The 25,141-nt window shown below is 60.6% G+C and carries 22 protein-coding genes and 4 pseudogenes; 20 read left to right on the forward strand and 6 right to left on the reverse strand.

Annotated elements, in window-relative coordinates; genetic code table 11:
• Positions 1–368 precede the first annotated feature (368 nt).
• Positions 369–656, reverse strand: coding sequence for a hypothetical protein (locus tag NKI46_RS27370; RefSeq protein WP_352515365.1), 288 nt, complete (start codon positions 654–656; stop codon positions 369–371).
• A 1,011-nt stretch (positions 657–1,667) separates the two neighbouring features.
• Between NKI46_RS27370 and bluB the strand changes: the two genes are divergently transcribed.
• From bluB to NKI46_RS27400, 6 genes and pseudogenes are all read left to right on the forward strand, one after another.
• Positions 1,668–2,303 carry a 5,6-dimethylbenzimidazole synthase gene (gene bluB / locus NKI46_RS27375; protein WP_023822519.1) on the forward strand — a complete coding sequence of 212 codons (636 nt, stop codon included), beginning with the start codon at positions 1,668–1,670 and terminating at the stop codon, positions 2,301–2,303.
• Positions 2,304–2,656: 353 nt separating this feature from the next.
• Complete coding sequence (locus NKI46_RS27380; protein ID WP_352447890.1) at positions 2,657–2,782, forward strand: class I SAM-dependent methyltransferase; 126 nt, start codon at positions 2,657–2,659, stop codon at positions 2,780–2,782.
• A gap of 386 nt (positions 2,783–3,168) precedes the next feature.
• Complete coding sequence (gene glmS / locus NKI46_RS27385) at positions 3,169–4,989, forward strand: glutamine--fructose-6-phosphate transaminase (isomerizing) (RefSeq protein WP_023808082.1); 1,821 nt, start codon at positions 3,169–3,171, stop codon at positions 4,987–4,989.
• A 446-nt stretch (positions 4,990–5,435) separates the two neighbouring features.
• The gene (locus NKI46_RS27390; RefSeq protein ID WP_031197535.1) at positions 5,436–5,690 is read left to right on the forward strand and encodes a helix-turn-helix domain-containing protein; all 255 of its coding nucleotides are present in this window, start codon (positions 5,436–5,438) and stop codon (positions 5,688–5,690) included.
• Positions 5,691–6,281: 591 nt separating this feature from the next.
• Positions 6,282–7,161, forward strand: a pseudogene (locus NKI46_RS27395) (IS1380 family transposase); the annotation flags it as partial.
• A 169-nt stretch (positions 7,162–7,330) separates the two neighbouring features.
• Positions 7,331–7,495: pseudogene (locus NKI46_RS27400) on the forward strand (LysR family transcriptional regulator); the annotation flags it as partial.
• Here the strand turns inward: NKI46_RS27400 and NKI46_RS27405 are convergent.
• A complete protein-coding gene (locus NKI46_RS27405) occupies positions 7,482–8,687 on the reverse strand; it encodes a beta-ketoacyl-[acyl-carrier-protein] synthase family protein (protein WP_023808085.1) in 1,206 nt (401 codons plus the stop codon). The pseudogene NKI46_RS27400 and the gene NKI46_RS27405 sit on opposite strands and share 14 nt — an antisense overlap.
• Positions 8,688–8,963, reverse strand: coding sequence for an acyl carrier protein (locus tag NKI46_RS27410; protein ID WP_031206078.1), 276 nt, complete (start codon positions 8,961–8,963; stop codon positions 8,688–8,690).
• Positions 8,964–9,538: 575 nt separating this feature from the next.
• On the opposite strand from NKI46_RS27410, the pseudogene NKI46_RS27415 reads away from it, so the two are divergent.
• Positions 9,539–9,640, forward strand: a pseudogene (locus tag NKI46_RS27415) (LysR family transcriptional regulator); the annotation flags it as partial.
• Between the two features lie 97 nt (positions 9,641–9,737).
• Positions 9,738–10,894: pseudogene (locus tag NKI46_RS27420) on the forward strand (IS1380 family transposase).
• 71 nt (positions 10,895–10,965) lie between these two features.
• On the opposite strand, the gene NKI46_RS27425 reads toward NKI46_RS27420, so the two are convergent.
• Both NKI46_RS27425 and NKI46_RS27430 read right to left on the reverse strand, forming a co-directional pair.
• On the reverse strand, positions 10,966–11,289 hold the full coding sequence (locus NKI46_RS27425; RefSeq protein WP_023807036.1) for a hypothetical protein: 324 nt from the start codon (positions 11,287–11,289) through the stop codon (positions 10,966–10,968).
• A gap of 56 nt (positions 11,290–11,345) precedes the next feature.
• A complete protein-coding gene (locus NKI46_RS27430) occupies positions 11,346–11,735 on the reverse strand; it encodes a hypothetical protein (protein WP_023747260.1) in 390 nt (129 codons plus the stop codon).
• A 560-nt stretch (positions 11,736–12,295) separates the two neighbouring features.
• Here NKI46_RS27430 and queC point away from each other — a divergent pair.
• The 3 genes from queC to queE are packed head-to-tail and all read left to right on the forward strand — an operon-like array spanning position 12,296 to position 14,081.
• On the forward strand, positions 12,296–12,994 hold the full coding sequence (gene queC / locus NKI46_RS27435) for a 7-cyano-7-deazaguanine synthase QueC (protein ID WP_352515443.1): 699 nt from the start codon (positions 12,296–12,298) through the stop codon (positions 12,992–12,994).
• Complete coding sequence (queD, locus tag NKI46_RS27440) at positions 12,994–13,350, forward strand: 6-carboxytetrahydropterin synthase QueD (RefSeq protein WP_023807034.1); 357 nt, start codon at positions 12,994–12,996, stop codon at positions 13,348–13,350. Before queC ends, queD begins: the two co-directional genes overlap by 1 nt.
• Positions 13,347–14,081 (forward strand): 7-carboxy-7-deazaguanine synthase QueE, encoded by a 735-nt coding sequence (queE, locus tag NKI46_RS27445; protein ID WP_352515442.1) that lies wholly within the window; start codon positions 13,347–13,349, stop codon positions 14,079–14,081. The genes queD and queE overlap by 4 nt, the downstream gene beginning before the upstream one ends.
• A gap of 237 nt (positions 14,082–14,318) precedes the next feature.
• On the opposite strand, the gene hemN is transcribed toward queE, so the two are convergent.
• Positions 14,319–15,668, reverse strand: a complete 1,350-nt coding sequence (hemN, locus tag NKI46_RS27450) for an oxygen-independent coproporphyrinogen III oxidase (protein WP_352659029.1) — start codon at positions 15,666–15,668, stop codon at positions 14,319–14,321.
• Between the two features lie 152 nt (positions 15,669–15,820).
• Here hemN and NKI46_RS27455 point away from each other — a divergent pair, with 152 nt between their 5' ends.
• The 9 genes from NKI46_RS27455 (at position 15,821) to ccoS (ending at position 25,137) form a co-directional block, all read left to right on the forward strand.
• Positions 15,821–16,567: a Crp/Fnr family transcriptional regulator gene (locus NKI46_RS27455; RefSeq protein WP_352652380.1), complete on the forward strand. Its 747-nt coding sequence runs from the start codon at positions 15,821–15,823 to the stop codon at positions 16,565–16,567.
• A gap of 555 nt (positions 16,568–17,122) precedes the next feature.
• Positions 17,123–18,733 (forward strand): cytochrome-c oxidase, cbb3-type subunit I, encoded by a 1,611-nt coding sequence (ccoN, locus tag NKI46_RS27460; protein ID WP_023808093.1) that lies wholly within the window; start codon positions 17,123–17,125, stop codon positions 18,731–18,733.
• An 11-nt stretch (positions 18,734–18,744) separates the two neighbouring features.
• Positions 18,745–19,476 carry a cytochrome-c oxidase, cbb3-type subunit II gene (ccoO, locus tag NKI46_RS27465; RefSeq protein WP_023808094.1) on the forward strand — a complete coding sequence of 244 codons (732 nt, stop codon included), beginning with the start codon at positions 18,745–18,747 and terminating at the stop codon, positions 19,474–19,476.
• 11 nt (positions 19,477–19,487) lie between these two features.
• Positions 19,488–19,637 (forward strand): CcoQ/FixQ family Cbb3-type cytochrome c oxidase assembly chaperone, encoded by a 150-nt coding sequence (locus NKI46_RS27470; protein WP_023690689.1) that lies wholly within the window; start codon positions 19,488–19,490, stop codon positions 19,635–19,637.
• A gap of 2 nt (positions 19,638–19,639) precedes the next feature.
• Complete coding sequence (gene ccoP / locus NKI46_RS27475; protein ID WP_352748964.1) at positions 19,640–20,503, forward strand: cytochrome-c oxidase, cbb3-type subunit III; 864 nt, start codon at positions 19,640–19,642, stop codon at positions 20,501–20,503.
• Positions 20,504–20,631: 128 nt separating this feature from the next.
• Complete coding sequence (gene ccoG / locus NKI46_RS27480) at positions 20,632–22,191, forward strand: cytochrome c oxidase accessory protein CcoG (protein ID WP_352748966.1); 1,560 nt, start codon at positions 20,632–20,634, stop codon at positions 22,189–22,191.
• Complete coding sequence (locus tag NKI46_RS27485) at positions 22,188–22,685, forward strand: FixH family protein (RefSeq protein ID WP_352748969.1); 498 nt, start codon at positions 22,188–22,190, stop codon at positions 22,683–22,685. Before ccoG ends, NKI46_RS27485 begins: the two co-directional genes overlap by 4 nt.
• Entirely contained in the window at positions 22,682–24,970 is a 2,289-nt protein-coding gene (locus NKI46_RS27490; RefSeq protein ID WP_352748971.1) for a cation-translocating P-type ATPase, read from the forward strand. The genes NKI46_RS27485 and NKI46_RS27490 overlap by 4 nt, the downstream gene beginning before the upstream one ends.
• A complete protein-coding gene (ccoS, locus tag NKI46_RS27495; RefSeq protein WP_023808099.1) occupies positions 24,967–25,137 on the forward strand; it encodes a cbb3-type cytochrome oxidase assembly protein CcoS in 171 nt (56 codons plus the stop codon). Before NKI46_RS27490 ends, ccoS begins: the two co-directional genes overlap by 4 nt.
• Positions 25,138–25,141 lie beyond the last annotated feature (4 nt).

A 25,141-nucleotide genomic window follows, 5' to 3' on the forward strand; every position in this document is an offset into this window, starting at 1 on the left:
ATCGATCGGTACTAGGATTCTCAACCTCGGCAATAAGCTCCTCTGTACAGCAAGCGACCTTCCTGCCTAGCAATACCAAAAGTCAAACCCCGCCGCAGATGCATATCCCTGGCAGCACGCGTCGGTCTTTGGCCACGCATCTGCCAAACCGAAATCAAGTAGCCCGCCATCGCGCGACCCTCAACCCGATCTTGATCATTGCAGTCGGGCAATAACTCATCTCTTTGGAGCTTGGTGGTGATATATAGGCGCCCAAGCCAGCGCTAATATTGCATGGAGCTAAAATGCCCGCTAAGATTTCTTGGGTGTTAGCTGGCGGGTATTTGATGGGGTTTGGTCGTCTAGGCGCGGTCGCTCTGGTTCTGGCGTTATTCATCAGCAGCGCTCATGGCCAAGAATCCTGCGACCCTAACTACACAGGCGCCTGTGTTCCAATCGCCAGCGATGTCGACTGTTCCTCCGGAAAGGGCAATGGTCCCGCATACGTACACGGGCCGGTCTCTGTCGTAGGCACCGATATCTATGATCTTGACCGAGACGGCGACGGGATAGGTTGCGAAAACGGCTAGAGGAGGCAAGTCGCCTTCCAACTTCATGACGGCACCAGCCCATTCGCTGTTTATGGTAACGGTCACGTCCGAGTTGAGGGTGAGCAACGTTCCCAGCCATTTGCATCAAATATTAGGACCTTCTAAATGCGACATGGCGACTCTGCGGTACGACGGTCGAACACCGTCCACGTCTCATCCGTCTCCTGCCATACGTTTGTCAGTTGGTAGCTGATTGTAGAATGTGCCAGTAACTGGGGATGCTCATCGCGTTCCACATGCGCGAGCCCTGATGCGCGTCAGTTATTTTTACTCTCCGAGAGACCACTGGCCCGGGCGATGTTTCTCCGAGAAGAACAAAGAGGTAGATGGTTCCGGCATGGTCCCACCAATGCTTTCCCCTTGTGAACGGCATCCAAACTTTTCGGCGGGCTTGAACAGCGGCCGCCTTTGGCGGCTGTCGTAGGGCTGATGATAGGTTCCATTCCAGCTCTTTCTAATGTGTCGTCCGAACAGTGAACGAAAGTAGAACATGTAATTCAAGCGCGAATTGACCGTGAGAGGGATGAGCTCCAATTTTGGGTCATGCCTGACGCTGCTGGAAGACGAAATTGCGGTGGCGACTGGAAGCTCAGCGATGCCCCAAATGAAATTGGGCAGCTGGTGCTGTCCGCTGCGGCGCTATGACGTCAGACGATGGTATCTGCCGAATGACCTGGGAATCTTCGGGGACGTCGAGGCCGGTCGTGGTCGGAAGCAAACTGAGTTGCAGGCGGTGCTGTAGGAACGAGTATATGCAAGCTGAGACGCCTGTCGCCGTCTCCGCGTTCCAGGCCGACGTTCTCCTCGTTCCGAGGCTTGGTGAGCGATACGGGTGCGCCTGAGTGTCAATGGCGCATTTAGCAACGGCCTGGTACACGATTCACCGCCCTGCGAGCTGATCGAAACTGGCTTGGTCGATTGCATCGTAATAGCGCCGCCCACCAGGAAAGATTTTTCTATCGTTTGCGGTTGGGGTCGCATGACGCGATTGTCGGACGCAACAAGCCAGCTTGGCAATAGGCAGAGGCTGTCCACACTGTACTCCCTAGTGCCCAATACATACCTAACGAGACCGCCATGCCGTCACCTCCAGATTTCACCGACGATTTTCGCTCCGGGCTGATCACGCTGCTGCGCTGGCGCAGGGATGTGCGGCGCTTCGAGCCAACGGCTCTGCCAGAGGGTACGCTGGAACGCCTGCTCGAGCTCGCCAGCATTGCGCCCTCCGTTGGCCTCAGCCAGCCCTGGCGCTTCGTAGTGGTCGAGAGCCTCAAGCGGCGCACTGCCGTGAGAGACTGCTTCGAGCGCTGCAATGCCGAGGCGCTCACGCGCTTTTCGGGAGAGCGCGCCTCACTCTATGCCCGGCTGAAGCTTGCCGGGCTCGACGAGGCGCCCTGTCAATTCGCGGTCTTCGCCGACCACACGACCCGACAAGGCCATGGGCTCGGTCGCATGACCATGGCGGCGACCATCGACTATTCGGCCGTCATGGCAGTGCACACACTGTGGGTGGCGGCGCGGGCGGAGGGCATCGGCATGGGCTGGGTGTCGATCCTCGATGCGACCGAGATGGCCGAAATTCTCGACACGCCGCCCGAATGGACGCTGATCGGCTATTTCTGCCTCGGCTATGCCAGCGAGGAGCACGACATGCCGACCTTGGAACGCGAATGCTGGGAACATCGGCGGCCGCCGGTGGTGATCAGGCGGTAGTGGGGCTGCCTATCATTCGCCTCTTCCGTGGCGATGAGCTTGACGCAGATCGGGTCGCCCTTCGCCACGTTGCCATTCCGACCGAAGCCGAGGTTCGTGTTCTTGCAAAGGCTAGGAAAGGGCAGCATGACAAGCGCGACCGCAGCGAAGATGGCGCTTGCGACAACCGGGCTGAAGCCGGGCATGGAGGTGGTCGACCTCTGTTGCGGGGCGGCTGTGCCGATCGCCACAATCGCCCGCCATGTCGTCGCACTACGCCGACCAGCTGGAGGCCGCGCAGCGCCGGCTGACCGGCGCCGGCGCGACCAATTGCGAATTCGTCGCCGGCTATGCGCTATGAACTCGCTACTCTGGTGTCACGCCCCGTCGACTTCGTCTTCACGGCCAACGCCTTCGACGGCGTCCCGGACCGACCGCGGCTGGCACGTGCCGTGCGCGAGGCGCTCGCCCCCGGCGGACATTTTGTTATCGTCAACTGACACCGGCAGCCGCGCGAGACGACGACGGTCCTGAAGCGAACTCAGGCTGTCGCCAAGACAGACCATCGCCGATGCCCAAGTCGGCGGCACAATGCTCCTACCCGCAGGCCCGTCGTCCGTCCACTGTCCAAGGCCTCCTGGCCTTTCTGAGGCCGTGATCCTGCCGCGGGTGTGAGTTTGCGATCCTCATAAGAGCGTCAGGCGCGAATAGAAGTTTGGGTCGTGGCCCCACAGCGGCCGACCTATCCATCGGGTGGATGGTAGTTATCACAACAATCAATTTTACCAATATTATGGATTACTACTACAAGGCCGCCACTTAAAGCGGCCGGACGGGTATCCGTCTCGCGTGGGCTGGTGCTGCCCGCAAAGATGCGGAGACGAACATGTGCGGGATTGTTGGCATCGTTGGGCAACAGCCGGTGTCGGATCGGTTGATCGGCGCGTTGAAGGGTTTGGAATATCGCGGCTATGATTCCGCCGGCGTTGCGACGATCATCGAGGGTGCCTTGCACCGCCGGCGCGCCGAGGGCAAGCTCGTCAATCTCGAGACGCGACTGAAGGAAGAGCCGCTGAGCGGCAACGTCGGCATCGGCCACACGCGTTGGGCAACCCACGGGGCCTCGACCGAACGCAATGCGCACCCGCACTTTAGCGACGGTGTCGCCGTAGTCCATAACGGCATCATCGAGAATTTCACCGAGCTGAAGGACGAATTGGCGGCGGATGGCGCCGAGTTCCAGACCGACACCGACACCGAGGTCGTTGGGCATCTCTTGGCAAGATACCGCCGAGAGGGCATGAGGCCGCAAGAGGCCACGCGTGCCATGCTGAAACGCGTCAAGGGCGCCTATGCGCTTGCCATCCTCTTCGAAGATGAACCGACGACCATCACGGCGGCGCGCAACGGACCACCGCTCGCGATCGGTCACGGCGACGGCGAGATGTTCCTGGGCTCCGACGCAATCGCCCTTGCTCCTTTCACCAATGAAATTACCTATCTCATCGACGGCGACTGGGCCGTTGTCGGCAATTCGGGCGCCCATATCTTCGATATCGACGGCCGTCCCGTCGAGCGTCCGCGCCATATCTCCACGGCCGCGGCCGATCTGGCCAACAAGGGCAACCATCGCCACTTCATGGAGAAGGAGATTTACGAGCAGCCCGAGGTCATCGCCCATGCTCTCCGTCATTACATTAACATCATAGACAGTCGCGACATGGTTCCTGGCATTGATTTCGCCAAGGTCCCGAGCTTGGCGATCTCTGCCTGCGGGACCGCCTATTTCGCCGGACTGATCGGAAAATACTGGTTCGAGCGCTATGCGCGCCTGACGGTTGAAATCGACGTTGCGTCCGAATTCCGTTACCGCGAGATCCCGTTGCCGCCGCAGTCGGCGGCTCTTTTCATCTCGCAGTCCGGCGAAACCGCCGATACGCTTGCGTCATTGAGGTACTGCAAGGAGCGTGGGCTGAAAATTGGCGCTATCGTCAATGCCTGCGAATCGACCATCGCTCGGGAGGCCGATACGGTTTTCCCGATCCTTGCCGGACCGGAGATCGGCGTCGCCTCTACCAAGGCTTTTACCTGCCAGCTTGCCGTTCTAGCAGCACTCGCCATCGGCGCGGCCAGAGCCCGCGGGACCGTCCCCGAAGACGAGCTGCAGGGGCTCGTCAGGAGCCTCGCCGAATTGCCGCGCGTGATGGGCCACGTACTCGAGAGCATCCAGCCGGAAATCGAGTTCTTGTCGCGCGAACTGTCAAAGTGTCGTGACGTCCTGTATCTCGGCCGTGGCACCAGTTTCCCGCTAGCGATGGAAGGTGCGCTGAAGCTCAAGGAGATTTCCTACATCCATGCCGAGGGCTATGCAGCGGGTGAATTGAAGCACGGGCCGATCGCATTGATAGACGAGAACATGCCAGTGATCGTCATCGCGCCCCATGACCGTCTTTTCGACAAGACCGTTTCCAACATGCAGGAAGTGGCTGCCCGTGGAGGGCGGATTATCCTCATCACCGATGAAAAAGGGGCAGCCGTATCGAAACTCGAAACCATGCACACGCTCGTGCTGCCGGTTGTCGACGAGATTATCGCGCCAATGATCTTCTCGCTCCCGATACAGCTTCTAGCCTACCACACGGCGCTCTTCATGGGGACGGATGTAGACCAGCCGCGCAATCTCGCAAAATCGGTCACGGTCGAATGATTGTGAACCTGTACAGGTGGCGATGCGCCTCCAGGAAAGCGGTACCCCTTGTCTGGATCCGAAGCCCGGATCAAACCAGATGACCATTGTTTGCTGCAATTGCGAAACTCGGTAGCGGTTACGAGCGGGTCTTTCGCTGCCTCGCCGGTGGAGATTGCCGAAGCTGGCAGTGTCCGTGCCGAAAGTTCGAGTTGCTGTTCAAGAAAGCCATCGGCGAGAATGGTCCACGAAGGATCGCAGGTCGCATGCGCTACGCCGACCAGGCTCTCAGCACGGGTAGCCTTGATACTTGATCAGAAGCAGGTGAGCCGCCATATTCCGGCCCGGCGAGTTCAGCGGCCCATCATGAGGCCGGTTCGGCCGAATGGACGACCATTTTTTTTATTTGCTAGGTGTGCGCCGCGGGGAGGAATCTCCGAGGGAGCTCCCAGTTCTTGGAGATGTTTATGAAGGATTCGCGCATTCCCGAACCAGTCTTGACGGCTATGTCCCAGGGAACCCACATCGTCCGCGCTTATCGCGAGCACCTTGGATATTCGATCGACGACCTGGCGGTCGCGTGCGGGCTGGCCGCTGAGGAAATCCAAAACATCGAGCGAGGTCTGAGGTACAGCAAGGGCTATCGGGATCGGATAGCGAAATCGCTTTCCATACCTGTGGGAATTCTTGAGTCGGAGTTGGACATTTCGGACGCCGCCTGATCAGTCGGATGATCTGCAATGGGTGGACTAGCTGTTGTGATGTGAAGCTTGCGGCTGATGTCGACCCTTGATTCGATTGGATGCGAATGCCTTCTGGCGCAGCTCGCCGAACAACAAAGCGATATAGCCGCCCGGAGTGCTACGAAACGTGCACGACGGCATCGGCTCGCGACGAAGGATTGTAACGGCGAACTCTTCCTAGTTCGGCAAGGCGATGCTGGCTTGAGCATCAACTCGGCCTACGGGCTGAATCGTCCAACATGGCGAAGTCGCGCCGCTCTGAAATTAACATGGCGGGCATCCTGACGTTTCCGGGTTGACTATGGGCGTTCGAACCACGAAAAGGGGCCGCTCTTCGTGAGTGGCGTGCGCCGGCAGTCTGACCCCCAAGCCCCCCGCCCAGGCTGCCGGCGCGCTTCTTCTGGTGGTTACGCGCGTCCATTTGCGATCTCGTTCAGTGAGTGCACCGCAAGCACCCTCTCTGCTAGCCTGAAAAATTCATGGGGGTTGGTGGATGTGGCGCAAGCCTTGAAATGACGTAGGATTTGGTTGCTTAAGCCGATCCGAAATTTCCCGGAGACCACACCCACCATGAACGATCTTGCGCTGCCGCTGAGCGGTTTGTCATCAGTCGGCGGCAAGTCCGTCGTCGCCCGTTTCGGCGGCATGCTGTCGTCCAACAGCGGCGTTCTGGCCTTGGCCGAGGTGGAAAAGCGGTTGCGGATGGCCGAGCGTCTGCCGCGTTGCATCGACGATCCGCGCTGCCCGGACCAGGTCGTCCACAGCCTGGCGGACATGATCGGCTTTCGCATGAAGATGATCGCCGCGGGCTACGAGGACGGCAACGACGCCAACCGGCTGCGCCGCGATCCGGTCTTCAAGATGGCCCAGGATGCGCTGCCGTCGGGTCGGGATCTGGCGTCGAAATCGACGCTGTGCCGGCTGGAGAACCTACCCGGCGTGCGGGAGTTGGTCGATGGGACGGGGGATGGTCGATCTCTATTGCGCCTCGTTCCGGCAGGTGCCGAAGCGGATCGTACTCGACATTGACGACACCTTCGACGCTGTGCACGGAGGCCAACAGCTTCGCCTGTTCAATGCCCACCATGACGAGTACGGCTTCCAGCCGATCGTCGTGTTCGATGGTGCGGGACGGTTCGTCAGCGCGATCCTGCGACCGGCCAAGCGGCCGAGTGGGGCTGAGATCCGCCCCCACCTGCGCCGTCTGGTGCGGGCGATCCGGATCAACTGGCCGAACATTCGTATCCTGCTCCGCGGCGATAGCCATTATTGCAACCCGCAGGTCATCGACTGGTGCCGCGCCAACGACGTCGACTTCATCTTTGGCCTCGCGCCCACCACGACCCTGCGCAAGCATGTCGCGGATCTGGAGGCCAGCACGACGGCACGCTTCGAAGCGTCGGCCAAGACAGGCAAGGTCCGCAGGTTCAAGGAGTTCGTTGACGGCGCCCGCGGCGCGGCCCGGGCCGGCAGCACTCAGGCGGCTATAACGGGCGCAGAGCCGACCCTGAGGCTTCCAGACATTGTCGTGTACAGCTTCAGACCCTCAAGCCGAGCCCGCAGGGCCTCGCTTACCTTTTACGGGGCGGCGGTACGTCCAAGCCGCTTCAACAGTTAAGAATTTCGCAAAGACGATACCCCCGGATCGTCGAGCTTCCGCTGCCACTTCCCGCATTCGCCGAGGCGGTCAATGACCCGCCCTTCACAATAGTTATCTGGCAAGCATCTGGATGCGAGAGATAATGTTGCCGGAGGCATCTCTCATGGCTTCTACACCTGCCTGAACGCCAGAACCGCGTTCGTGCCGCCAAAGGCGAAGGAGTTGCTCAGTGCCACGCGCACCTTGCGCTCGCGTGCCACATTGGGCGTGACGTCGAGATCGCAATCGGGGTCCAGCTCACGATAATTGGCAGTCGGCGGCACGACGCTCTCGCGGATAGCCATCACGCAGGCGATCAACTCGAGCGCGCCGGACGCGCCGAGGCAATGCGCGTGCATGGACTTGGTAGAAGAAATGGACATTGAGAAGGCGTGCTGACCGAAGACTCGCTTGATCGCCGCCGTCTCGATCTGGTCGTTGGCCTTTGTGCCGGTGCCGTGCGCGTTGAGATAGTCGACATCCTCGGCGTCCAGCCTGGCATCGGCAAGGCAGGCCCGCATTGCTGCCTCCGGCCCCTCGACAGTCGGCGCGACGATGTCGGACGCATCGGCGGAAAGGCCGGCACCGGCAATTTCGGCAAGGATGGTGGCGCCCCGAGCCAGGGCATGCTCGTAGCTTTCCAGCACCGCCATGCCGGCGCCTTCACCAAGCGATAGGCCCTGGCGATCGGCCGAGAATGGCCGGCAAGCATCGGGCGAAAGCACGCGGATCGCTTCCCATGCCTTCAGCACACCCCATATGAGCGGCGCTTCGCTGCCGCCGGCAAGCATCACGTCGGCCCGGCCGTGCCTGATCTGGTCCACCGCGCAGGCAATCGCATGGTTTGCCGAGGAACAGGCGGACGTGACGCCGAAGACCGGCCCGCGCAGGCCGAGACTCATGCTGACCTGGCCGGCAGCGGCACCCGGCATCGCCTTGGGTACAGTCAAGAGAGCGGCACGCTTACCGCCCAGCAGGATGGCGCGGTAGGTTTGCTCGATCGCATCCCACCCGCAGCCGCCAACGCCCACCGTCGCACCGAAGCGATAGCTATTTCCCTCTTTGGAGGAAAGTCCGGCCTGACGCATGGCTTCGCGCGCCGCAAGAACAGCGAGCAGGCTGAAGCGGTCCATGGAGATGAGTTGCTTGCGGTCGATGTCATGCTCCGGCAGCGCTTTGATCTCGGCACCAATCCTGACCCTCAATTCATGGAGCTCGGAGTTGACGATTGGGCCGATGGCGGAGCGGCCTTCTCGCATCTCTGTCCAAATGGCGGCGGTGTTGGTCCCAAGCCCGCAAATCCCGCCAATCCCAGTAATCACGACGCGCCTGTCCATTCACACCCCCGTAGCGAGCAAGCTGCGCACGGCTTCCACCATGTCCCCAACATTCTGGAGATCCGACCATGCCTCGGCCGTATTCATCTCGATCTCGATGCCGTAGGCCTGCTCCAGGTCCCAGAGAACGTCCGCCAATCCCAGTGAATCGATACCGAGCGAAGTCAGTCTCGTGGCAGCCGTTATCTCGCCGCCTGTGGCAGGCGCTATGCCGCCCTCCGACGCGGCGCGCTTCTTGATCATGGCGATTATTTCGTTGGCGAGTTGATCTGCCATCTTGTTCCTTTCCAGCTTGCGTTTTCGGCGTCGTTCAAAACCCGAGTCGCGTCGCGTTGCCAAAATTGCCCCTCATGGAGCCCTGTGCGCCGACCAAGCCCAATGCCCATAGGAACCGGACGAGTTCCGGCTTCTGCGGCGTCAGCCCGATGACGAAGAAAAGTCGCCGGCCTCCCGCTTTTGCGCCAGCACATCAAGAATCTGCGTGTAAATGGATAGGAACCGTCGTCAAACGTCAGCTAAACGCTGCGACGGTGGGTGCTGTCAGCGTATTCACTCGGCACCTCATATGTAATCGAGATGTTTCATAGCTCCGGACCAGTTGCGATCAACTATTGTACCGGTCCGCCATTCGTCGGAGAGTTCGACATGATCGGAGCGCTGCCTCTCATTTCCAGTACAATCTCCACCGCACGCGACAGATTTCCTCTTTCGGGCTCTTCTCAAGGGACTCGCCACGCGATAGGGGCAGTGATCGGCGCACTTGAGATCCTGCCAGGTCCATGCGACATTCCGGAAAATTGGTAAAATCCTTTGTTTCAATCAAATTCATCCACGCTATGGATAGCTAAGACATTCGTTTCAAAGGGCTCGATCTGAATCTTCTCGTCGTTCTCGACGCGCTGCTGAGCGAGCGCAGCCTCACGGCGGCGGCACGCCGCATCAACCTAGCCAAATTCATGGGGGTTGGTGGATGTGGCGCAAGCCCGTTGAAATGACGTAGGATTTGGTTGCTTAAGCCGATCCGAACCATTTCCCGAGACCACACCCACCATGAACGATCTTGCGCTGCCGCTGAGCGGTTTGTCATCAGTCGGCGGCAAGTCCGTCGTCGCCCGTTTCGACGGCGGCATGCTGTCGTCCAACAGCGGCGTTCTGGCCTTGGCCGAGGTGGAAAAGCGGTTGCGGATGGCCGAGCGTCTGCCGCGTTGCATCGACGATCCGCGCTGCCCGGACCAGGTCGTCCACAGCCTGGCGGACATGATCGGCTTTCGCATGAAAATGATCGCCGCGGGCTACGAGGACGGCAACGACGCCAACCGGCTGCGCCGCGCTCTCGACACCTTCGACGCTGTGCACGGAGGCCAACAGCTTCGCCTGTTCAATGCCCACCATGACGAGTACGGCTTCCAGCCGGATCGTCGTGTTCGATGGTGCGGGACGGTTCGTCAGCGCGATCCTGCGACCGGCCAAGCGGCCGAGTGGGGCTGAGATCCGCCCCCACCTGCGCCGTCTGGTGCGGGCGATCCGGATCAACTGGCTGAACATTCGTATCCTGCTCCGCGGCGATAGCCATTATTGCAACCCGCAGGTCATCGACTGGTGCCGCCCCAACGACGTCGACTTCATCTTTGGCCTCGCGCCCACCACGATCCTGCGCAAGCATGTCGCGGATCTGGATGCCAGCACGACGGCGCGCTTCGAAGCGTCGGCCAAGACAGGCAAGGTCCGCAGGTTCAAGGAGTTCGTTGACGGCGCCGCTAGTTGGAGCCGCGTCGAGCGCATCATCGCGCGGGTCGAGGTCGGCGCCCACGGTGGCGATATCCGCTTCGTCGTCACCAACCTTGCCGGTGGGAAGGCCAAGGCGCTCTACGAGGATGTCTACTGCCGGCGCGGCGCGGCCGAGAACCACATCGTGGAAGACGCATCTTGCCGCCGACCGCACATCCTGCACCAGAGCGACGGCCAACCAGTTCCGGCTATTCCTGCATGCCGGTGCTTACTGGTTGATGTGGGGCTTGCGGGCCGCGATGCCGAGGCGCTCGAGCTTTGCCGTCGCCCAATTCGACACGCTGCGATTGCGCCTCATCAAAATCGCTGCGCGGGTGGTCGAGATGAAATCGCAAATCCGCCTGCACCTGCCGACATCGTGCCCCGACCAGCGCATCCTGCGCATCGTCCTCGATCGCATCCCCCAACTCGCGACATAACGATGGGCGCAGGCGCCCGAAACGAACCCGCCGACCGCAACCTGTAAACCCCCGCCTGCCATCACGACGGATCATCGCCGGCACCCGACGAGGCTTGTCAAAATGCACAGGGCGGCCAGATCGCCGATGCAGGCCGCCGAAAGCTCATCGCCGTGCATCAAGGCGGCTAGATGGCAACGAGGCTTATGCCGCCCGTGCATCGCAGCTCCATATGCATGAGGGGTCGTCGCTTCAAAATACTTGATACATTTGCGCTTGCGTAGCTCCTTGCATGCGCGCGATGCCAGGAGGAGACCTCTGTCTAAACGCTCGCATCGATGCAACGCCGTTGACACCATCATCGCGGCGACCGCTTTGCCACGGCCGCCGCAGCCCTTTTCGAGCATCACGATCATGCCGGCGCCATCGCAGTGATGCACATGCAAATTCAGAGATGCACTCTGGCCATATGCTAGGTGCCCAGCATATGTCCGGCATCCCGCAACGCCGCTACGAAAAGACGGGCATTGCCGTTGGCATCCATCTTTGCCTGCATCGACAGGGGCATCCTGTGCCAGCTCTCCAAGGCCGCAATGTAATGTGAGAACATACCGTTAACGATGCAATAGTGGGTAACTAGGCCGTGTCCGTCTAACGCCAGCACGCCGAATTGGCCGCCGTGATATCGGATGGCTGCGACCCGCTGGACCTGCGCGTCACCGTCGATCCGAACGTCGAAAAGCAGGCTGCCGCGGCTCCTGGTGGCTATCTCGGCGGCTTTTTCAGCGAAGCTCAACGAGAGCGAGCGGACGCTTTCGACTGCCATCTGTAAAACCATCAAGTTCAGTTCATCCACTGCCATGAGGTACCTGTGCGCAAGACATGGGTGATTGCAATCGACCACACCGCTTGTTCACAGATGTCGGCTCACGACCGGTTATTCAGGGTTCGCCGGTCATCCATTGAGGGCGTGCTCATCAAAATGCTCCTGAAGTGGAATGCGCTGCATCTACGAAACGCGAGGAGCAGGCCAGCCAAAGCTGTCGCGACAATTGATCTCATAATCCATCCCGATATCTGGATTTCGGCATCGCTGAACATACCTGGTAAGTGAGCTGTTTGCGGCAAGCCCATCTCGGCTTTGTACCCCGAAACCGTTGCAATGGCGTCGCTCGGCGCTCGGGACCGCCAGGCTCTGCTCGTCGAGAACTTTGTCCCCGAGAAGCGTTCGACTTGAGCATTCCGCTCAAGGGTGACGTCTCGCCAGTCCGTGTCCTTGCAGCTCACCGCGAAGGCTTTTTGCGCATCGCACGCAAGCGCACGAATTGGTCTCCGTTCACTTCACAAAATGGTTTTCCTGAAGTACTGGAGCGCAGAGAAATCTCCGGTCGCAGCCTACCCGGTTAAAACAAGGACCCAACGATGAAGACTCTCGTCGTCTGCTCCGGCGGATTGGATTCCGTTACTCTTGCCCACAAGGTGGCAGCGGAGCACCAGCTTACCGGCCTGCTATCGTTCGATTACGGCCAACGGCATAGGAAGGAATTGGGCTTCGCCACCCTTTGCGCGGAGCGCCTGAGTGTTCCGCAGCGAATCATCGATATCCACGAGATCGGCGGCGGCCTTTCCGGCTCCGCGCTGACCGACAATGTGGACGTGCCCGACGGGCACTATGCCGAAGACACGATGAAGATAACGGTGGTGCCCAACCGGAACGCCATCATGTTGGCCATTGCCTTCGGCCTCGCCGCAGCGCAAGACGCTGACGCAGTGGCGACGGCCGTGCATGGTGGGGATCACGTTGTCTATCCCGATTGCCGTCCGGCCTTCATCGACGCTTTCCAGATGATGCAGGACCACGCGCTCGACGGCTACGCGCAGATTCGCCTTTATGCACCCTATGTGAACCTGACGAAGGCGGACATTGTTACGGATGGAGCCACATACGGCACGCCGTTTGCGCAGACCTGGTCCTGTTACAAGGGCGCCGAGCGTCATTGCGGGAGGTGCGGGACCTGCGTCGAGCGGCGTGAGGCGTTTCACATCGCTGGGCACCCCGACCCAACCGAGTATGAGGACTCCGACTTCTGGCTCGGAGCGCTGCGAAGGACCACCGCGTAATGTTCCGCATCACCAAGGAATTCCACTTCTCAGCCTCGCATCAGCTCACCTCATTGCCACCCGATCACCAATGCGCGCGCCTGCACGGACATAACTACATCGTCGAAGTGGAGCTTTCAGCGGATGGACTGGACGATCACGGCTTCGTGCGCGACTACCATGACTTGGCGCCATTCAAACGCTACATCGACGAGAGCTTCGACCACCGACATCTCAACGACGTGCTGGGACACGAGCAAGTCACGGCGGAATATCTGGCCAGACATTTCTACGAATGGTGCAAGGCACGCCTGAGCGAAACCGCGGCCGTGCGGGTGAGCGAAACGCCGAAAACCTGGGCGGAATACCGGCCATGACGAATACTCATCCCGCAATCCGCGTTAGCGAGATTTTCGGGCCGACGATCCAGGGCGAGGGCGTGCTCATAGGTTTGCCGACGATCTTCGTCAGAACCGGCGGGTGTGACTATCGCTGTTCCTGGTGCGACAGCCTCCATGCTGTGGACAATCAATTCCGCCATGAATGGGAGATGATGTCCGTTGGCGCGGTGTGGAAAAATGTGCTTGCCCTTTCCGGTGGCCGCCCGCTGATGGTGTCGCTATCAGGCGGCAATCCGGCCATCCAGCCGCTCGGCGCGCTCATCGACCGGGGCCATGGTGACGGTTACCGTTTTGCCCTGGAAACCCAAGGGTCGCTTGCCAGGGACTGGTTTGCGCAGCTTGACGTGCTGGTCCTCAGCCCAAAGCCGCCGTCAAGCCAAATGACGACAGATTGGGCCGCTGTCGAGGCGTGCCTCCAGGCGGCACAAGGCAAGCCCCAAGTCGTGCTCAAGCTCATTGTTTTCGACGAAAGGGACTACACCTACGCGAAAGACGCCGCTGCGCAATTTCCGCAACTTCCGATCTATCTGCAGCCCGGCAATCACACGCCGCCACACCCCACAAATGATGACGCGCCTGTCGACCTTGACGGAATATTGAAGCGCATGGAGTGGCTGGTTGACAGCGTGACCCGCGACAGATGGTTCGAGGCCCGCGTGCTACCGCAGCTGCACGTTGTGCTCTGGGGTAACAAGAGAGCCGTCTAGCCCAGGCCCTTTCCACTGGAACTGCGCCGGCAGAATTCGGGTGAACGGATGGTTCAGGTCGAAGGGAGCTGTCGCCGACAACCATGATCCGACAGGCAGGGCTCGAGCGGACGATATCGTCGCTGCGCCAAGACGCGTCTGGTCCGCTCCGAATCTTGTCTCGATACGACGGTCGCCGATCAACAAACGTACCGCGGTCCATGATCGACTGAGAGGCATGACCGTTCCTCTGAGTGCTCAGACTGCCGCCGAGTGCCTGGCCGTTCCAGCTTCGAAATGTTTGTCGAACCTGGCCGCGATGCTTCGGACGAAAGGGCGACTTTCAGCCGGCACAACGAATCTGTCGCCATCAAGTTCAAGCAATCGAACCGGATCGTGGAGGGCCATGGAACTTGACTGAAGGAGGAGCCTCTGGCCGGCCTCGCCGAAGCGTTCCACCAGATCGATGGCCGAGAAGGCGAAGTCGCACATCAAACGCTCGATGATCCAGCCGCGAACGCGGTCGTCGTTGGAAAGTGCGATACCCCGAACAGCGGCCAGCCCGCCGTCATCAACCGTGCATCGATATTCGCTGGTCGAAGGCATGTTCTGCGCATAGCCCTGCCGAAACTGGCTGATGGACGATGGGCCTAGCCCAATCAAGGTTTCGCAGCAATCGTCGGTGTAACCCTGAAAGTTCCGGTGCAGTGTTCCGGCGCGGGCGGCAAGGGCCAGGGCATCGCCGGGTTTGGCGAAATGGTCGAGGCCGATTGCTTCGTACCCCTGGTCCACGATCGCCCGCGCCGCCAGTTGCGATTGAGCAAATCTCTCCGCGGGACCGGGCAGCCATGCCTCGTCTATCATCGTCTGATGTTTCTTGAACCACGGCACATGGGCGTAGCCAAAAAGCGCTATCCTGTCCGGCTCCAGGGTCAGTGCCTGCGCGACCGTTGAGGAAACGCTCGCCCTGGTCTGGTGCGGCAGGCCGTACAGCAGGTCTAGATTGACGGATTCGACGCCGCGCGAACGAACACCGTCGACTACCGCTTTGGTCTGCAAAAAGCTCTGCTCGCGGTTGATTGCCTTCTGAACCTTCGGATCGAAGTCCTGGACGCCGAGGCTCGCACGAGTCATGCCGATTTCGGCAAGCGCATCGAGGCGGGCATCGTCGATATCGTTGGGTTCGATTTCAACGCTGATCGTGGCGCTGGGAAGAAAGCCGAAGCTCTTGCGCAGGGCGGTTCCCAGCGCCACCATATCTTCGGGCTTGAGCATCGTCGGCGAACCACCGCCGAAATGGACGGCACGCACACGACCTTTGCCTGCAACAAGACCGGCGACGGTAGCGATCTCGGCATGCAGTGAGCGGAGATAGATCGTCACCGGTTCGTAATGGCGTGTCTGCTTGGTATGGCAGGCACAAAACCAGCAAAGCTTGTCGCAGTATGGGATGTGCAGATAGAGCGAGATTTCGTCGCCCTCGTTGAGCGCTTGCAGCCAGCCACGACAAACGACAGCATCAACGCCTGGATGGAAATGCGGCGCGGTCGGATAACTGGTATAGCGCGGGACGTTCTCGCCAAATCTGGCAACTAGCTTTTGTCGCATGTCGTGGTCCACCGTGTTTGCGTCGCCCGAACTGTGGATGCTTGGATGAGCCTAAGCCCTGATTTCGATCAACCTTCAGCACGGACAAACTGCCGCAAGGATTTTTCTACCGTGGATGCTATCCTGCCCGCACGGACCGGTAGAGCGATCGAATGACATTACGGCAGGATATTCACAGTTCCGGCATCCCCGTTCTTTGCCTGTCTTGCGAGGCACGGCGCCGCGGTGTCTGTGGCGCGCTAGAGCCAGACCATTTGGCTCAGCTCGCCAAGACGTCGTCGCGGCACAATATCGAGCCGGGGGTCGAACTGATCGGCGACGCCGAGGCGGTCGACTGTTATTCGAACGTGCTTTCAGGCGTGGTGAAGCTCACGAAGAGCCTGTCAGATGGACGCCAACAGATTGTCGGCCTGCAGTTCGCCCCGGATTTTCTGGGTCGGCCCTTCAAGATGAAAAGTGCGATCAATGCGGAAGCGGCAACAGCTGTCTCGCTATGCTCGTTTCCCAGAGCGGCCATCGAACGGATGATGAAGCAGTCACCCGAATTTGTGCATCGCCTGCTCAAGCAGGCGCTGAACGAACTTGACGAGGCACGCGAATGGATGGTGACTCTGGGGCGCAAGACCGCACCAGAGAAGGTGGCGAGCTTTCTCCTCATGATTGCCCGGAACATCGGCTCCAATGTTGACCCGACGGCTAGCTCGACGTGCTTCGAGCTGCCGATGACGCGTGCCGACATTTCTGATTTCCTTGGAATCACAAACGAGACCGTGAGCCGTCAGCTGACCAGCCTGAGAATGGACGGCGTGATTCGGATCGAGAACAACCGCCGCGTCACCGTGGACAGCATGAGCCGGCTGGAACGGCGCTGCGGCGGCCGAGGCGCTACAGTAGTTTGAATGACGCAGAAGCTGCATGGCCCCCGTCACTTACTTCATTCGGGGCAGGGCATGCTCGCGTTGGGCTCAGAAGAAGTCGCGTAGCGACAGCCCGTTCTCCATACGATCGTATGCGCCAGTTGCCTTTCGGCTCGTGGGCGAAGCATCCACACTTGGCCGAAGTCAATACGCCTCATCCGCAGGGGAAAATCGCCGTCTCCCCAAAGCCATGAATGTCACGACGGCAGCGTAACGCTGGCGCTGGCTGTTCCAAGGCATTGAACGCGGGGTTCGGTAAGGCGTCGACCTGCTTTCCAGCGTCGCAGAAGGTGCGCTCCCCCACACGCCCGCGGTCGCCTCCGCACCCGGGGCCCGACCGGGGACGCCAGGCCCCATCCATAAACGGGCGGCCGGTGGTGCGCTTCCACATTCGATCGTCGCAGTCTGATCGCACCGAACTCGATGCTGCTCGAGCAAAATGGTGCGGCTCTGACATGGATCAGGGCGAGCAGGCGACGGCTGCGCAATAAGGCACCGCGGTTTGGCATCCGCCGGAATTGGAAATCGGGGCTTGCGATGAAATTCGGCAAAGAAATCGTGCTTCTAAGCCTGTTCGCATTCGCGGCTTTGGTGGCGGCTGGCGCTGGGGTGGATGAACCCTTTCGCCAGCATATGTGGGTCTTGTTCTTCGCCTTGGCTGGCTTCACTGCGATCCTACTGCGTAACACTGAGTTCAAGCCTGCCGCTCCGATCGACCCGTCCGCCTACATGGATGGTCCAATCCGCTATGGCGCCATCGCCACCATGTTCTGGGGTGTCATCGGCATGCTTGTCGGCGTGGTCATCGCGCTGCAGCTTGCCTATCCCGATCTCAACATACAGCCCTGGTTCAACTTCGGCCGCTTGCGGCCTCTGCACACCTCGGGCGTCGTCTTTGCCTTCGGCGGCAACGCGTTGCTTTGCACGTCTCTCTATGTCGTCCAACGCACATGCCGCGCTCGGCTGTTCGGTGGCGATCTCGCCTGGTTTGTGTTCTGGGGCTACCAGCTCTTCATTGTCATGGCCGCGACCGGTTATCTGCTCGGCATCACCGAGAGCCGCGAATATGCGGAACCCGAATGGTATGTCGACATCTGGCTGACCATCGTCTGGGTCGCCTACCTGATCCTTTTCCTGGGCACGATCTTGAAGCGCAAGGAACCGCACATCTACGTCGCCAACTGGTTCTATCTCTCCTTCATCGTCACCATCGCGATGCTGCATGTGATCAACAACCTCTCGATGCCGGCCTCCTTCCTCGGATCCAAGAGCTATTCCGCATTTTCCGGAGTCCAGGACGCCCTGACGCAGTGGTGGTACGGCCACAATGCGGTCGGGTTCTTCCTCACCGCCGGCTTCCTCGGCATGATGTACTATTTCGTGCCCAAGCAGGCCAACCGGCCGGTCTATTCCTACCGCCTGTCGATCGTCCATTTCTGGGCAATCATCTTCCTCTACATCTGGGCCGGGCCCCATCACCTGCACTACACCGCTTTGCCTGACTGGGCGCAGACACTCGGCATGGTGTTCTCGATCATGCTGTGGATGCCGTCATGGGGCGGCATGATCAATGGCCTGATGACGCTGTCGGGCGCCTGGGACAAGCTGCGCACTGACCCGATCATCCGCATGATGGTGATGGCCATCGCCTTCTACGGCATGTCGACCTTCGAGGGCCCGGTGATGTCGATCAAGACGGTCAATTCTCTGTCGCACTATACCGACTGGACCATCGGGCACGTCCATTCGGGCGCACTCGGCTGGGTTGGCATGATCTCGTTTGGCGCAATCTACTTCATGGTGCCGAAGCTGTGGAACCGTGAACGGCTCTACTCGCTGCGCCTCGTGACCTGGCACTTCTGGCTGGCGACGCTTGGCATCGTTGTCTACGCCGCGGTGATGTGGGTGTCCGGCATCATGCAGGGCCTGATGTGGCGCGAATACGACGAGCAGGGCTTCCTGGTCTACTCCTTCGCCGAAACCGTGGCCGCCATGCATCCTTATTACATCATGCGCGCCATCGGTGGGGCCATGTACCTCTTCGGCGCCCTGATCATGGCCTGGAACATTGCCATGACCATCCTCGGCTACCGGCGCGAGCAGGATCCGCTGCCGCGCTCCACCCCCGCCCTCCAGCTTGCGCGATGATGAGACAGAAAATGAGGTTGATGAACAGACACGCACTGATCGAGAAGAACGCTACACTTCTTCTCCTCGGGTCGCTGCTGGTCGTGACAATCGGCGGCATCGTCGAGATCGCGCCGCTCTTCTATCTCGACAACACCATCGAGAAGGTGGAAGGCATGCGGCCTTACTCGCCGCTCGAACTGGTCGGGCGCAACATCTACGTCCGCGAGGGCTGCTACCTCTGCCACAGCCAGATGATCAGGCCGTTCCGTGACGAGGTCGAGCGCTACGGCCACTACAGCCTGGCGGCCGAGTCGATGTACGACCACCCGTTCCAGTGGGGATCGAAGCGCACCGGACCGGATCTCGCCCGCGTTGGCGACCGCTATTCCAACCTGTGGCACGTGGATCACCTGACAGATCCACGGTCCGTGGTGCCGGAATCGATCATGCCGAGCTATGCCTTCCTGAAGGACAAGCCGATCGCGGTGAAGGACTTCTCGACGCATCTGGTCGCAAACCGGCGTGTCGGTGCCCCTTACACCGATGACATGATCGCGCATGCTAACGCCGATCTGATGACGCAGGCTGATCCCAACGCCGACACGTCCGGCCTCGAGGCCCGCTACCCCAAGGCCAAGATCGGCGACTTCGACGGCAACCCGCAGCAAGTCACCGAAATGGACGCGCTGGTTTCTTATCTCCAGATGCTGGGCACGCTGGTCGATTTCAAGAACTACGATGAGACCGCCGGCTACCGCTGAGGACAATGGCCATGACGTACAATTTCATGCGGGAGTTTGCCGACAGCTGGGGCCTACTTGCCATGGCTCTTTTCTTCATCGGATCCGTTGCCTTTGCAGTTCGTCCCGGAAGCCGCAGGCAAGCCGGCGAAGCAGCTCAAATTCCTCTGAAGGAGGACTGATCATGAGCAGCGATCACATCGACGAGGTTTCCGGCATCTCAACCACCGGTCATGAGTGGGACGGCATCCGGGAGCTCAACAACCCGCTTCCGCGCTGGTGGATCTGGACGTTCTACATCACCATAGTCTGGGCGATCGGCTACACCATCGCCTATCCGGCATGGCCTCTGCTGCACACGGCAACCAAGGGGGTGCTCGGCTACTCCAGCCGCAACGATGTCGGGAACGAGTTGTCCGCGGCTGAAGCGGCCAAGGGCAAATATGTCGCCGCGATAGAAGCGAAAAGTGTTTCGGAGATCGCGGCGGACGACACGCTGCGCGAATTCGCCGTCGCCGCCGGCGGTGCCGCGTTCAAGCTCAATTGCGTGCAGTGCCATGGTTCCGGCGCCCAGGGCTCCAAGGGCTTCCCCAACCTCAACGACGACGACTGGCTGTGGGGCGGCAAGGCGGACCAGATTCAGCAGACGATCACCCATGGCATTCGCTTCGCCTCCGATCCGGATACGCGCCTGTCGGAAATGCCCGCTTTTGCCGACATCATCACCGCCGACCAGATCAAACAGGTCAGCGCCTACGTCGCCAGTCTGTCGGGGGCCGTCGTCAATCAAGCATTGGTCGCGCCGGGCGCAAACGTCTTTGCCGAAAACTGCGTGGCCTGTCATGGCGACAATGCAAAAGGCAACAAGGAACTCGGCGCTCCAGATCTGACCGACGCCATCTGGCTCTACGGGTCAGGCGAAGCGGCCATCGCCGCCCAGGTAACCGCACCGAAACACGGCGTGATGCCGGCTTGGGGCGCGCGCCTCGGCGAGATCAAGGTCAAGGAACTGGCGGTCTACATCCATTCGCTTGGCGGCGGAGAATAGGAAAGAAGCCTATTCTCGTCCTCCCCCTCCCGCCAAGCGACGAGGCCCGGCGCAAGCCGGGCCTCGGCATCATCCAGAACCGATGAGTCGGCTTCCGGCGAAATCGTCGCTGGTGACTGGAGCTTCTCGTGCTCGATAACACGCAAATAGAACGGATCGAACCCACGACGGTCAACTCCGCCAAGGTGCGTCAGCCAATGTATGCCGCGCGCAGGAAGATCTTCCCGAAGCGGGCCTCTGGCAGCTTTCGCCGATTCAAATGGATCGTGATGGCGATCACGCTCGGCATCTACTATCTCACGCCGTGGCTGCGCTGGGACCGCGGTCCGTTTGCCCCCGACCAGGCGGTGCTGCTCGATGTCGCCAACCGGCGCTTCTATTTCTTCTTCATCGAGATATGGCCCCAGGAATTCTACTATGTCGCCGGCCTTCTGGTCATGGCCGGCGTCGGTCTTTTCCTGATCACATCGACTGTTGGCCGTGCCTGGTGTGGCTACACATGCCCACAGACCGTATGGGTCGATCTGTTCCTGGTCGTCGAGCGCGCGATCGAGGGCGACCGCAACGCACGCATCAAGCTCGATGTCGGTCCCTGGACCACTCGTAAGCTTGTGCTGCGGGCATCGAAACACGTCATCTGGCTGGTCATAGCCGCAGCGACTGGTGGCGCATGGATCTTCTATTTCGCCGATGCGCCGACGCTGCTCGGCGAACTCTTCACCGGCACGGCAGCGCCTGTCGCCTACATCACCGTCGCGGTCCTGACGGCGACGACCTACACGTTTGGCGGGCTGATGCGCGAACAGGTCTGCACCTATATGTGCCCATGGCCGCGCATCCAGGCAGCCATGCTCGACGAGAGCTCGCTCACCGTCACCTACAATGACTGGCGCGGCGAACCGCGCACCCGTCACGCCAAGAAGGTTCTTGCCGCAGGGCATCCCGTCGGCGATTGCGTCGACTGCAATGCCTGTGTCGCCGTCTGTCCGATGGGGATCGACATACGCGACGGTCAGCAACTCGAATGCATCACCTGCGCGCTCTGCATCGATGCCTGTGACGGCGTCATGGACAAGCTCGGCAAAGCGCGAGGACTGATCTCCTACGCGACGCTCTCCGACTACAACGCCAACATGATGCTGGCCACCGCAGGCGGCGCCAGCTCGGTCGATCCATCACTGGTCAGGCCGGATGACGGCCTGTTTTCGCACAGGGTGGCGCATTTCCATATCCGCAAGATCTTTCGGCCGCGCACTTACGTTTACATGGCTATGTGGTCGATGATCGGCCTGGGCCTGCTCTTTTCGCTGCTGACCCGCGACCGGCTCGAGATCAATGTCCTGCACGACCGCAACCCGCAATTCGTGACGCTCTCCGACGGCTCGATCCGCAATGGCTATACCGTCAAGCTGCTGAACATGATCCCCGAACCGAGAACGATTATCGTCACCCTCGGGGGTTTGCCAGGCGCAGAGATGAGCATCGTTGGCGTCGACCTCCCCGCCGATCGCTCCTTTGCGGTCCAGGTCGAACCCGACCGGCTGAAGATGCTGAAGGTTTTCGTGCGCCTGCCCGCCGACCAGATTCATGGCCAGGCGCAGACCTTCACATTCCGGGTCGAAGACAAGGTCAGCTTCGAGTCCAACGAATACACCGCCACCTTCAACTCGCCGGAGATCGCCAGATGAACGCCACCACGCGAAAACCCCGCGAGTTCACCGGCAGGCACATGTTGGCCACCGTCCTTGCCTTTTTCGGCGTGGTCATCGCGGTCAATCTCACGATGGCGACGCTTGCCAACACAAGCTGGACCGGCCTTGTCGTCGAAAATACCTATGTGGCGAGCCAGCAATTCAACAAGAAGGCCGAGGAAGGCCGGGCGCAGGCAGCGCTTGGCTGGACCGGCCAGTTGACCATCGCATGGGGTGAAGTCCGCTATGGCATCATCGACGCCGCGGGCAAACCGGTTTCCCTGCATGGCGTGAAGGTGCTGTTTCGCCATCCCGCTTACGAGAAAGAGGATGAGTCCGTCACGCTCGCCCTGGTCTCTGGCCAGGAGTTTGCAGCACAACACGTGCCAAGGAATGGTGTCTGGATCATCGAAATAGACGCCGATGCCGGCCTGGCAAAACCTTATCGCGACGTGCGCAGGGTCATGATTTCCAATGGAGCGCTAAAATGAGCTGCTGTGCACCGGGCGCGGAAGTCGCGCTGGATCTTGTCAGCGCCACTTCAGTTCTGCCGTCCAGCCAGGAGGTCAGGCTGGCCAGCCGATCGCTTGGCGACGACCTTCATCAGATCGACCTTTCGGTGCCGACCGTTCATTGCGGCGCCTGCATCCAGACGATCGAGACGGCCTTGGGAAAACTCGGTCACGTCGAGGCAGCTCGCGTGAACCTGTCAACCAAGCGGGTCTCAGTCCGCTGGCGCGGCGACGAGGCTCCACCTTTGGTCGCTGTGCTCGGCCGGCTCGGCTATCAGGCGCATTTGTTCGAAGCCGAGATTGATGCAAAGGACAAGATGCTTTCGGAGCTTATCCGCGCCGTCGCTGTTGCCGGCTTTGCTGCGGGCAACATCATGCTGCTCTCGGTGTCGGTCTGGTCCGGCGCCGAGGGCGCCACCCGCGACCTGTTCCACTGGGTCTCGGCCCTGATCGCCATTCCTGCGCTGGCCTTCGCCGGCGGCATCTTCTTCAAGTCGGCGTGGAATGCACTGCGCCACGGCCGCATGAACATGGACGTGCCGATCGCCGTCGGCGTGTCGCTGGCCTACGCAATGAGCCTCTATGAGACGATCACCCATGGCGACCACGCCTATTTCGATGCGTCGGTGTCGCTGCTGTTTTTCCTCCTGATCGGCCGCACGCTCGATCACGTGATGCGCGAACGCGCGCGGACCGCGGTAAAGAACCTGTCACAGTTGGCTGCGCGTGGCGCGATGGTGCTGCGCGGCGATGGCGCACGGGACTATTTGCCGGTTGGCGAAATCGAACCGGGGATGCAACTGCTCATTGCAGCCGGCGAGAGAATCCCCGTCGACAGCACGATCGTTCATGGAGCGTCGGATCTTGACTGCTCACTGGTCACTGGCGAGAGCACGCCGCGAAACGTCGCGCCAGGGGAGATTGTGCAGGCCGGTGTCCTCAACCTCACCGGTCCGCTGACGATTGAGGCGACAGCGGCCGCCAAGGATTCATTCCTGTCGGAAATGGTTCGGTTGATGGAGGCCGCCGAAGGTGGTCGCGCCCGGTATCGCCGTATCGCCGACTGCGTGTCGGCACTCTACGCGCCCGTGGTTCATCTCACCGCCTTGGCAACCTTCCTGGGCTGGATGGCGGTGACTGGCGACTGGCACCGGGCGATGACGATCGCCATCGCTGTTCTCATCATCACATGCCCGTGCGCGCTTGGCCTCGCCGTTCCAATCGTTCAGGTGGTCGCCGCGCGGGGCCTGTTCGAGAACGGCATCATGGTTAAGGATGGCTCGGCCATGGAGCGCCTGGCGACGATCGATACAGCCGTGTTCGACAAGACCGGGACGCTCACGCTTGGGAAGCCACGGCTCGTCAACGCAGCTTCAATTGATCCCGCCATGCTGGCAATCGCTGCCGACTTGGCCGCGCATTCGCGTCATCCATATTCAAAGGCCATTGCCAGCTTTTCCGTCAGCAGCAGCCAGCACAAATTCGACGCGGTGACCGAGCACCCGGGTTTCGGGATCGAAGCCACAGCCGCCGGTAGCACCTGGCGGCTGGGTAGACGCGGATGGGCTGGCTGGAAGGCTCGAACCGGCGGCGAAGGCAAACATGGCTATGGCGGAACAGTCCTGACGAAAAACGGCATGATTGTCGCATCCTTCGTTTTCGAGGATGCGCTGCGCCTCGACACCAGGGCAGCGATCGATCAACTGCGCAACGCTGGTATGTGCGTGGAAATGCTGTCGGGCGATACCGCGAAAGGCTGCGCCGAGGTTGCGGACGTGCTTGGTGTCGACGACTTTGTTCCCTGCCTGCTGCCGTCCGGCAAGGTTGAACGCATCGAGAGTCTGGCGAGAGACGGGCACAAGGTTCTGATGGTTGGCGACGGGCTCAACGACACGCCGGCGCTGAGCGCCGCGCATGTCTCGATCGCACCCGCCACCGCCGCCGACATTGGCCGCAATGCAGCCGACTTCGTTTTTCTGCGCGAAAGCCTCTTGGCGATCCCGCTGGCGCTGGACGTGTCGCGCAAGGCGGGAAGCCTGATCCGACAGAACATAACAATTGCGATCGTTTACAATGCTGTGGCCGTGCCGATCGCCATTCTGGGCCACGTTACGCCTCTCATCGCGGCGGTCGCGATGTCTGCCTCGTCATTGCTTGTGATTGGAAATGCGATGCGTCTGCAAGGCTTCGCAACGGGTGCGTCGCCCGAAACTGCGCGGCAGGACAGGCCCGCGCGGGCCGGCGCCTTGGCCCGATCCTCATGACGACGCTCGCCTATCTCATTCCGGTGGCGCTGTTCCTTGGCGCACTCGGCCTGTGCGGCTTCCTGTGGGCATTGAGAAGCGGCCAGTACGACGATCTCGATGGCGCGGCGGAGCGCATTCTTATCGACCGCGACGACGGCGCGGAGAATCCTCCTCGTTCCAAGTGACTTA

The organism is Mesorhizobium sp. M0615 (assembly GCF_040320805.1).
Lineage (GTDB): Bacteria > Pseudomonadota > Alphaproteobacteria > Rhizobiales > Rhizobiaceae > Mesorhizobium.

Bases quoted from the DNA above. Each gene is read 5' to 3' on its own strand.
- NKI46_RS27470 (WP_023690689.1), top strand. From the start codon at position 19,488: ATGACGTACAATTTCATGCGGGAGTTTGCCGACAGCTGGGGCCTACTT.
- NKI46_RS27490 (WP_352748971.1), top strand. From the start codon at position 22,682: ATGAGCTGCTGTGCACCGGGCGCGGAAGTCGCGCTGGATCTTGTCAGC.
- glmS (WP_023808082.1), top strand. From the start codon at position 3,169: ATGTGCGGGATTGTTGGCATCGTTGGGCAACAGCCGGTGTCGGATCGG.
- ccoS (WP_023808099.1), top strand. From the start codon at position 24,967: ATGACGACGCTCGCCTATCTCATTCCGGTGGCGCTGTTCCTTGGCGCA.
- bluB (WP_023822519.1), top strand. From the start codon at position 1,668: ATGCCGTCACCTCCAGATTTCACCGACGATTTTCGCTCCGGGCTGATC.
- ccoN (WP_023808093.1), top strand. From the start codon at position 17,123: ATGAAATTCGGCAAAGAAATCGTGCTTCTAAGCCTGTTCGCATTCGCG.
- NKI46_RS27455 (WP_352652380.1), top strand. From the start codon at position 15,821: ATGACATTACGGCAGGATATTCACAGTTCCGGCATCCCCGTTCTTTGC.
- queE (WP_352515442.1), top strand. From the start codon at position 13,347: ATGACGAATACTCATCCCGCAATCCGCGTTAGCGAGATTTTCGGGCCG.
- NKI46_RS27485 (WP_352748969.1), top strand. From the start codon at position 22,188: ATGAACGCCACCACGCGAAAACCCCGCGAGTTCACCGGCAGGCACATG.
- NKI46_RS27430 (WP_023747260.1), bottom strand. From the start codon at position 11,735: ATGGCAGTGGATGAACTGAACTTGATGGTTTTACAGATGGCAGTCGAA.
- NKI46_RS27410 (WP_031206078.1), bottom strand. From the start codon at position 8,963: ATGGCAGATCAACTCGCCAACGAAATAATCGCCATGATCAAGAAGCGC.
- NKI46_RS27390 (WP_031197535.1), top strand. From the start codon at position 5,436: ATGAAGGATTCGCGCATTCCCGAACCAGTCTTGACGGCTATGTCCCAG.
- ccoP (WP_352748964.1), top strand. From the start codon at position 19,640: ATGAGCAGCGATCACATCGACGAGGTTTCCGGCATCTCAACCACCGGT.
- NKI46_RS27405 (WP_023808085.1), bottom strand. From the start codon at position 8,687: ATGGACAGGCGCGTCGTGATTACTGGGATTGGCGGGATTTGCGGGCTT.
- queC (WP_352515443.1), top strand. From the start codon at position 12,296: ATGAAGACTCTCGTCGTCTGCTCCGGCGGATTGGATTCCGTTACTCTT.
- hemN (WP_352659029.1), bottom strand. From the start codon at position 15,668: ATGCGACAAAAGCTAGTTGCCAGATTTGGCGAGAACGTCCCGCGCTAT.
- queD (WP_023807034.1), top strand. From the start codon at position 12,994: ATGTTCCGCATCACCAAGGAATTCCACTTCTCAGCCTCGCATCAGCTC.
- NKI46_RS27425 (WP_023807036.1), bottom strand. From the start codon at position 11,289: ATGATCGTGATGCTCGAAAAGGGCTGCGGCGGCCGTGGCAAAGCGGTC.
- ccoO (WP_023808094.1), top strand. From the start codon at position 18,745: ATGAGGTTGATGAACAGACACGCACTGATCGAGAAGAACGCTACACTT.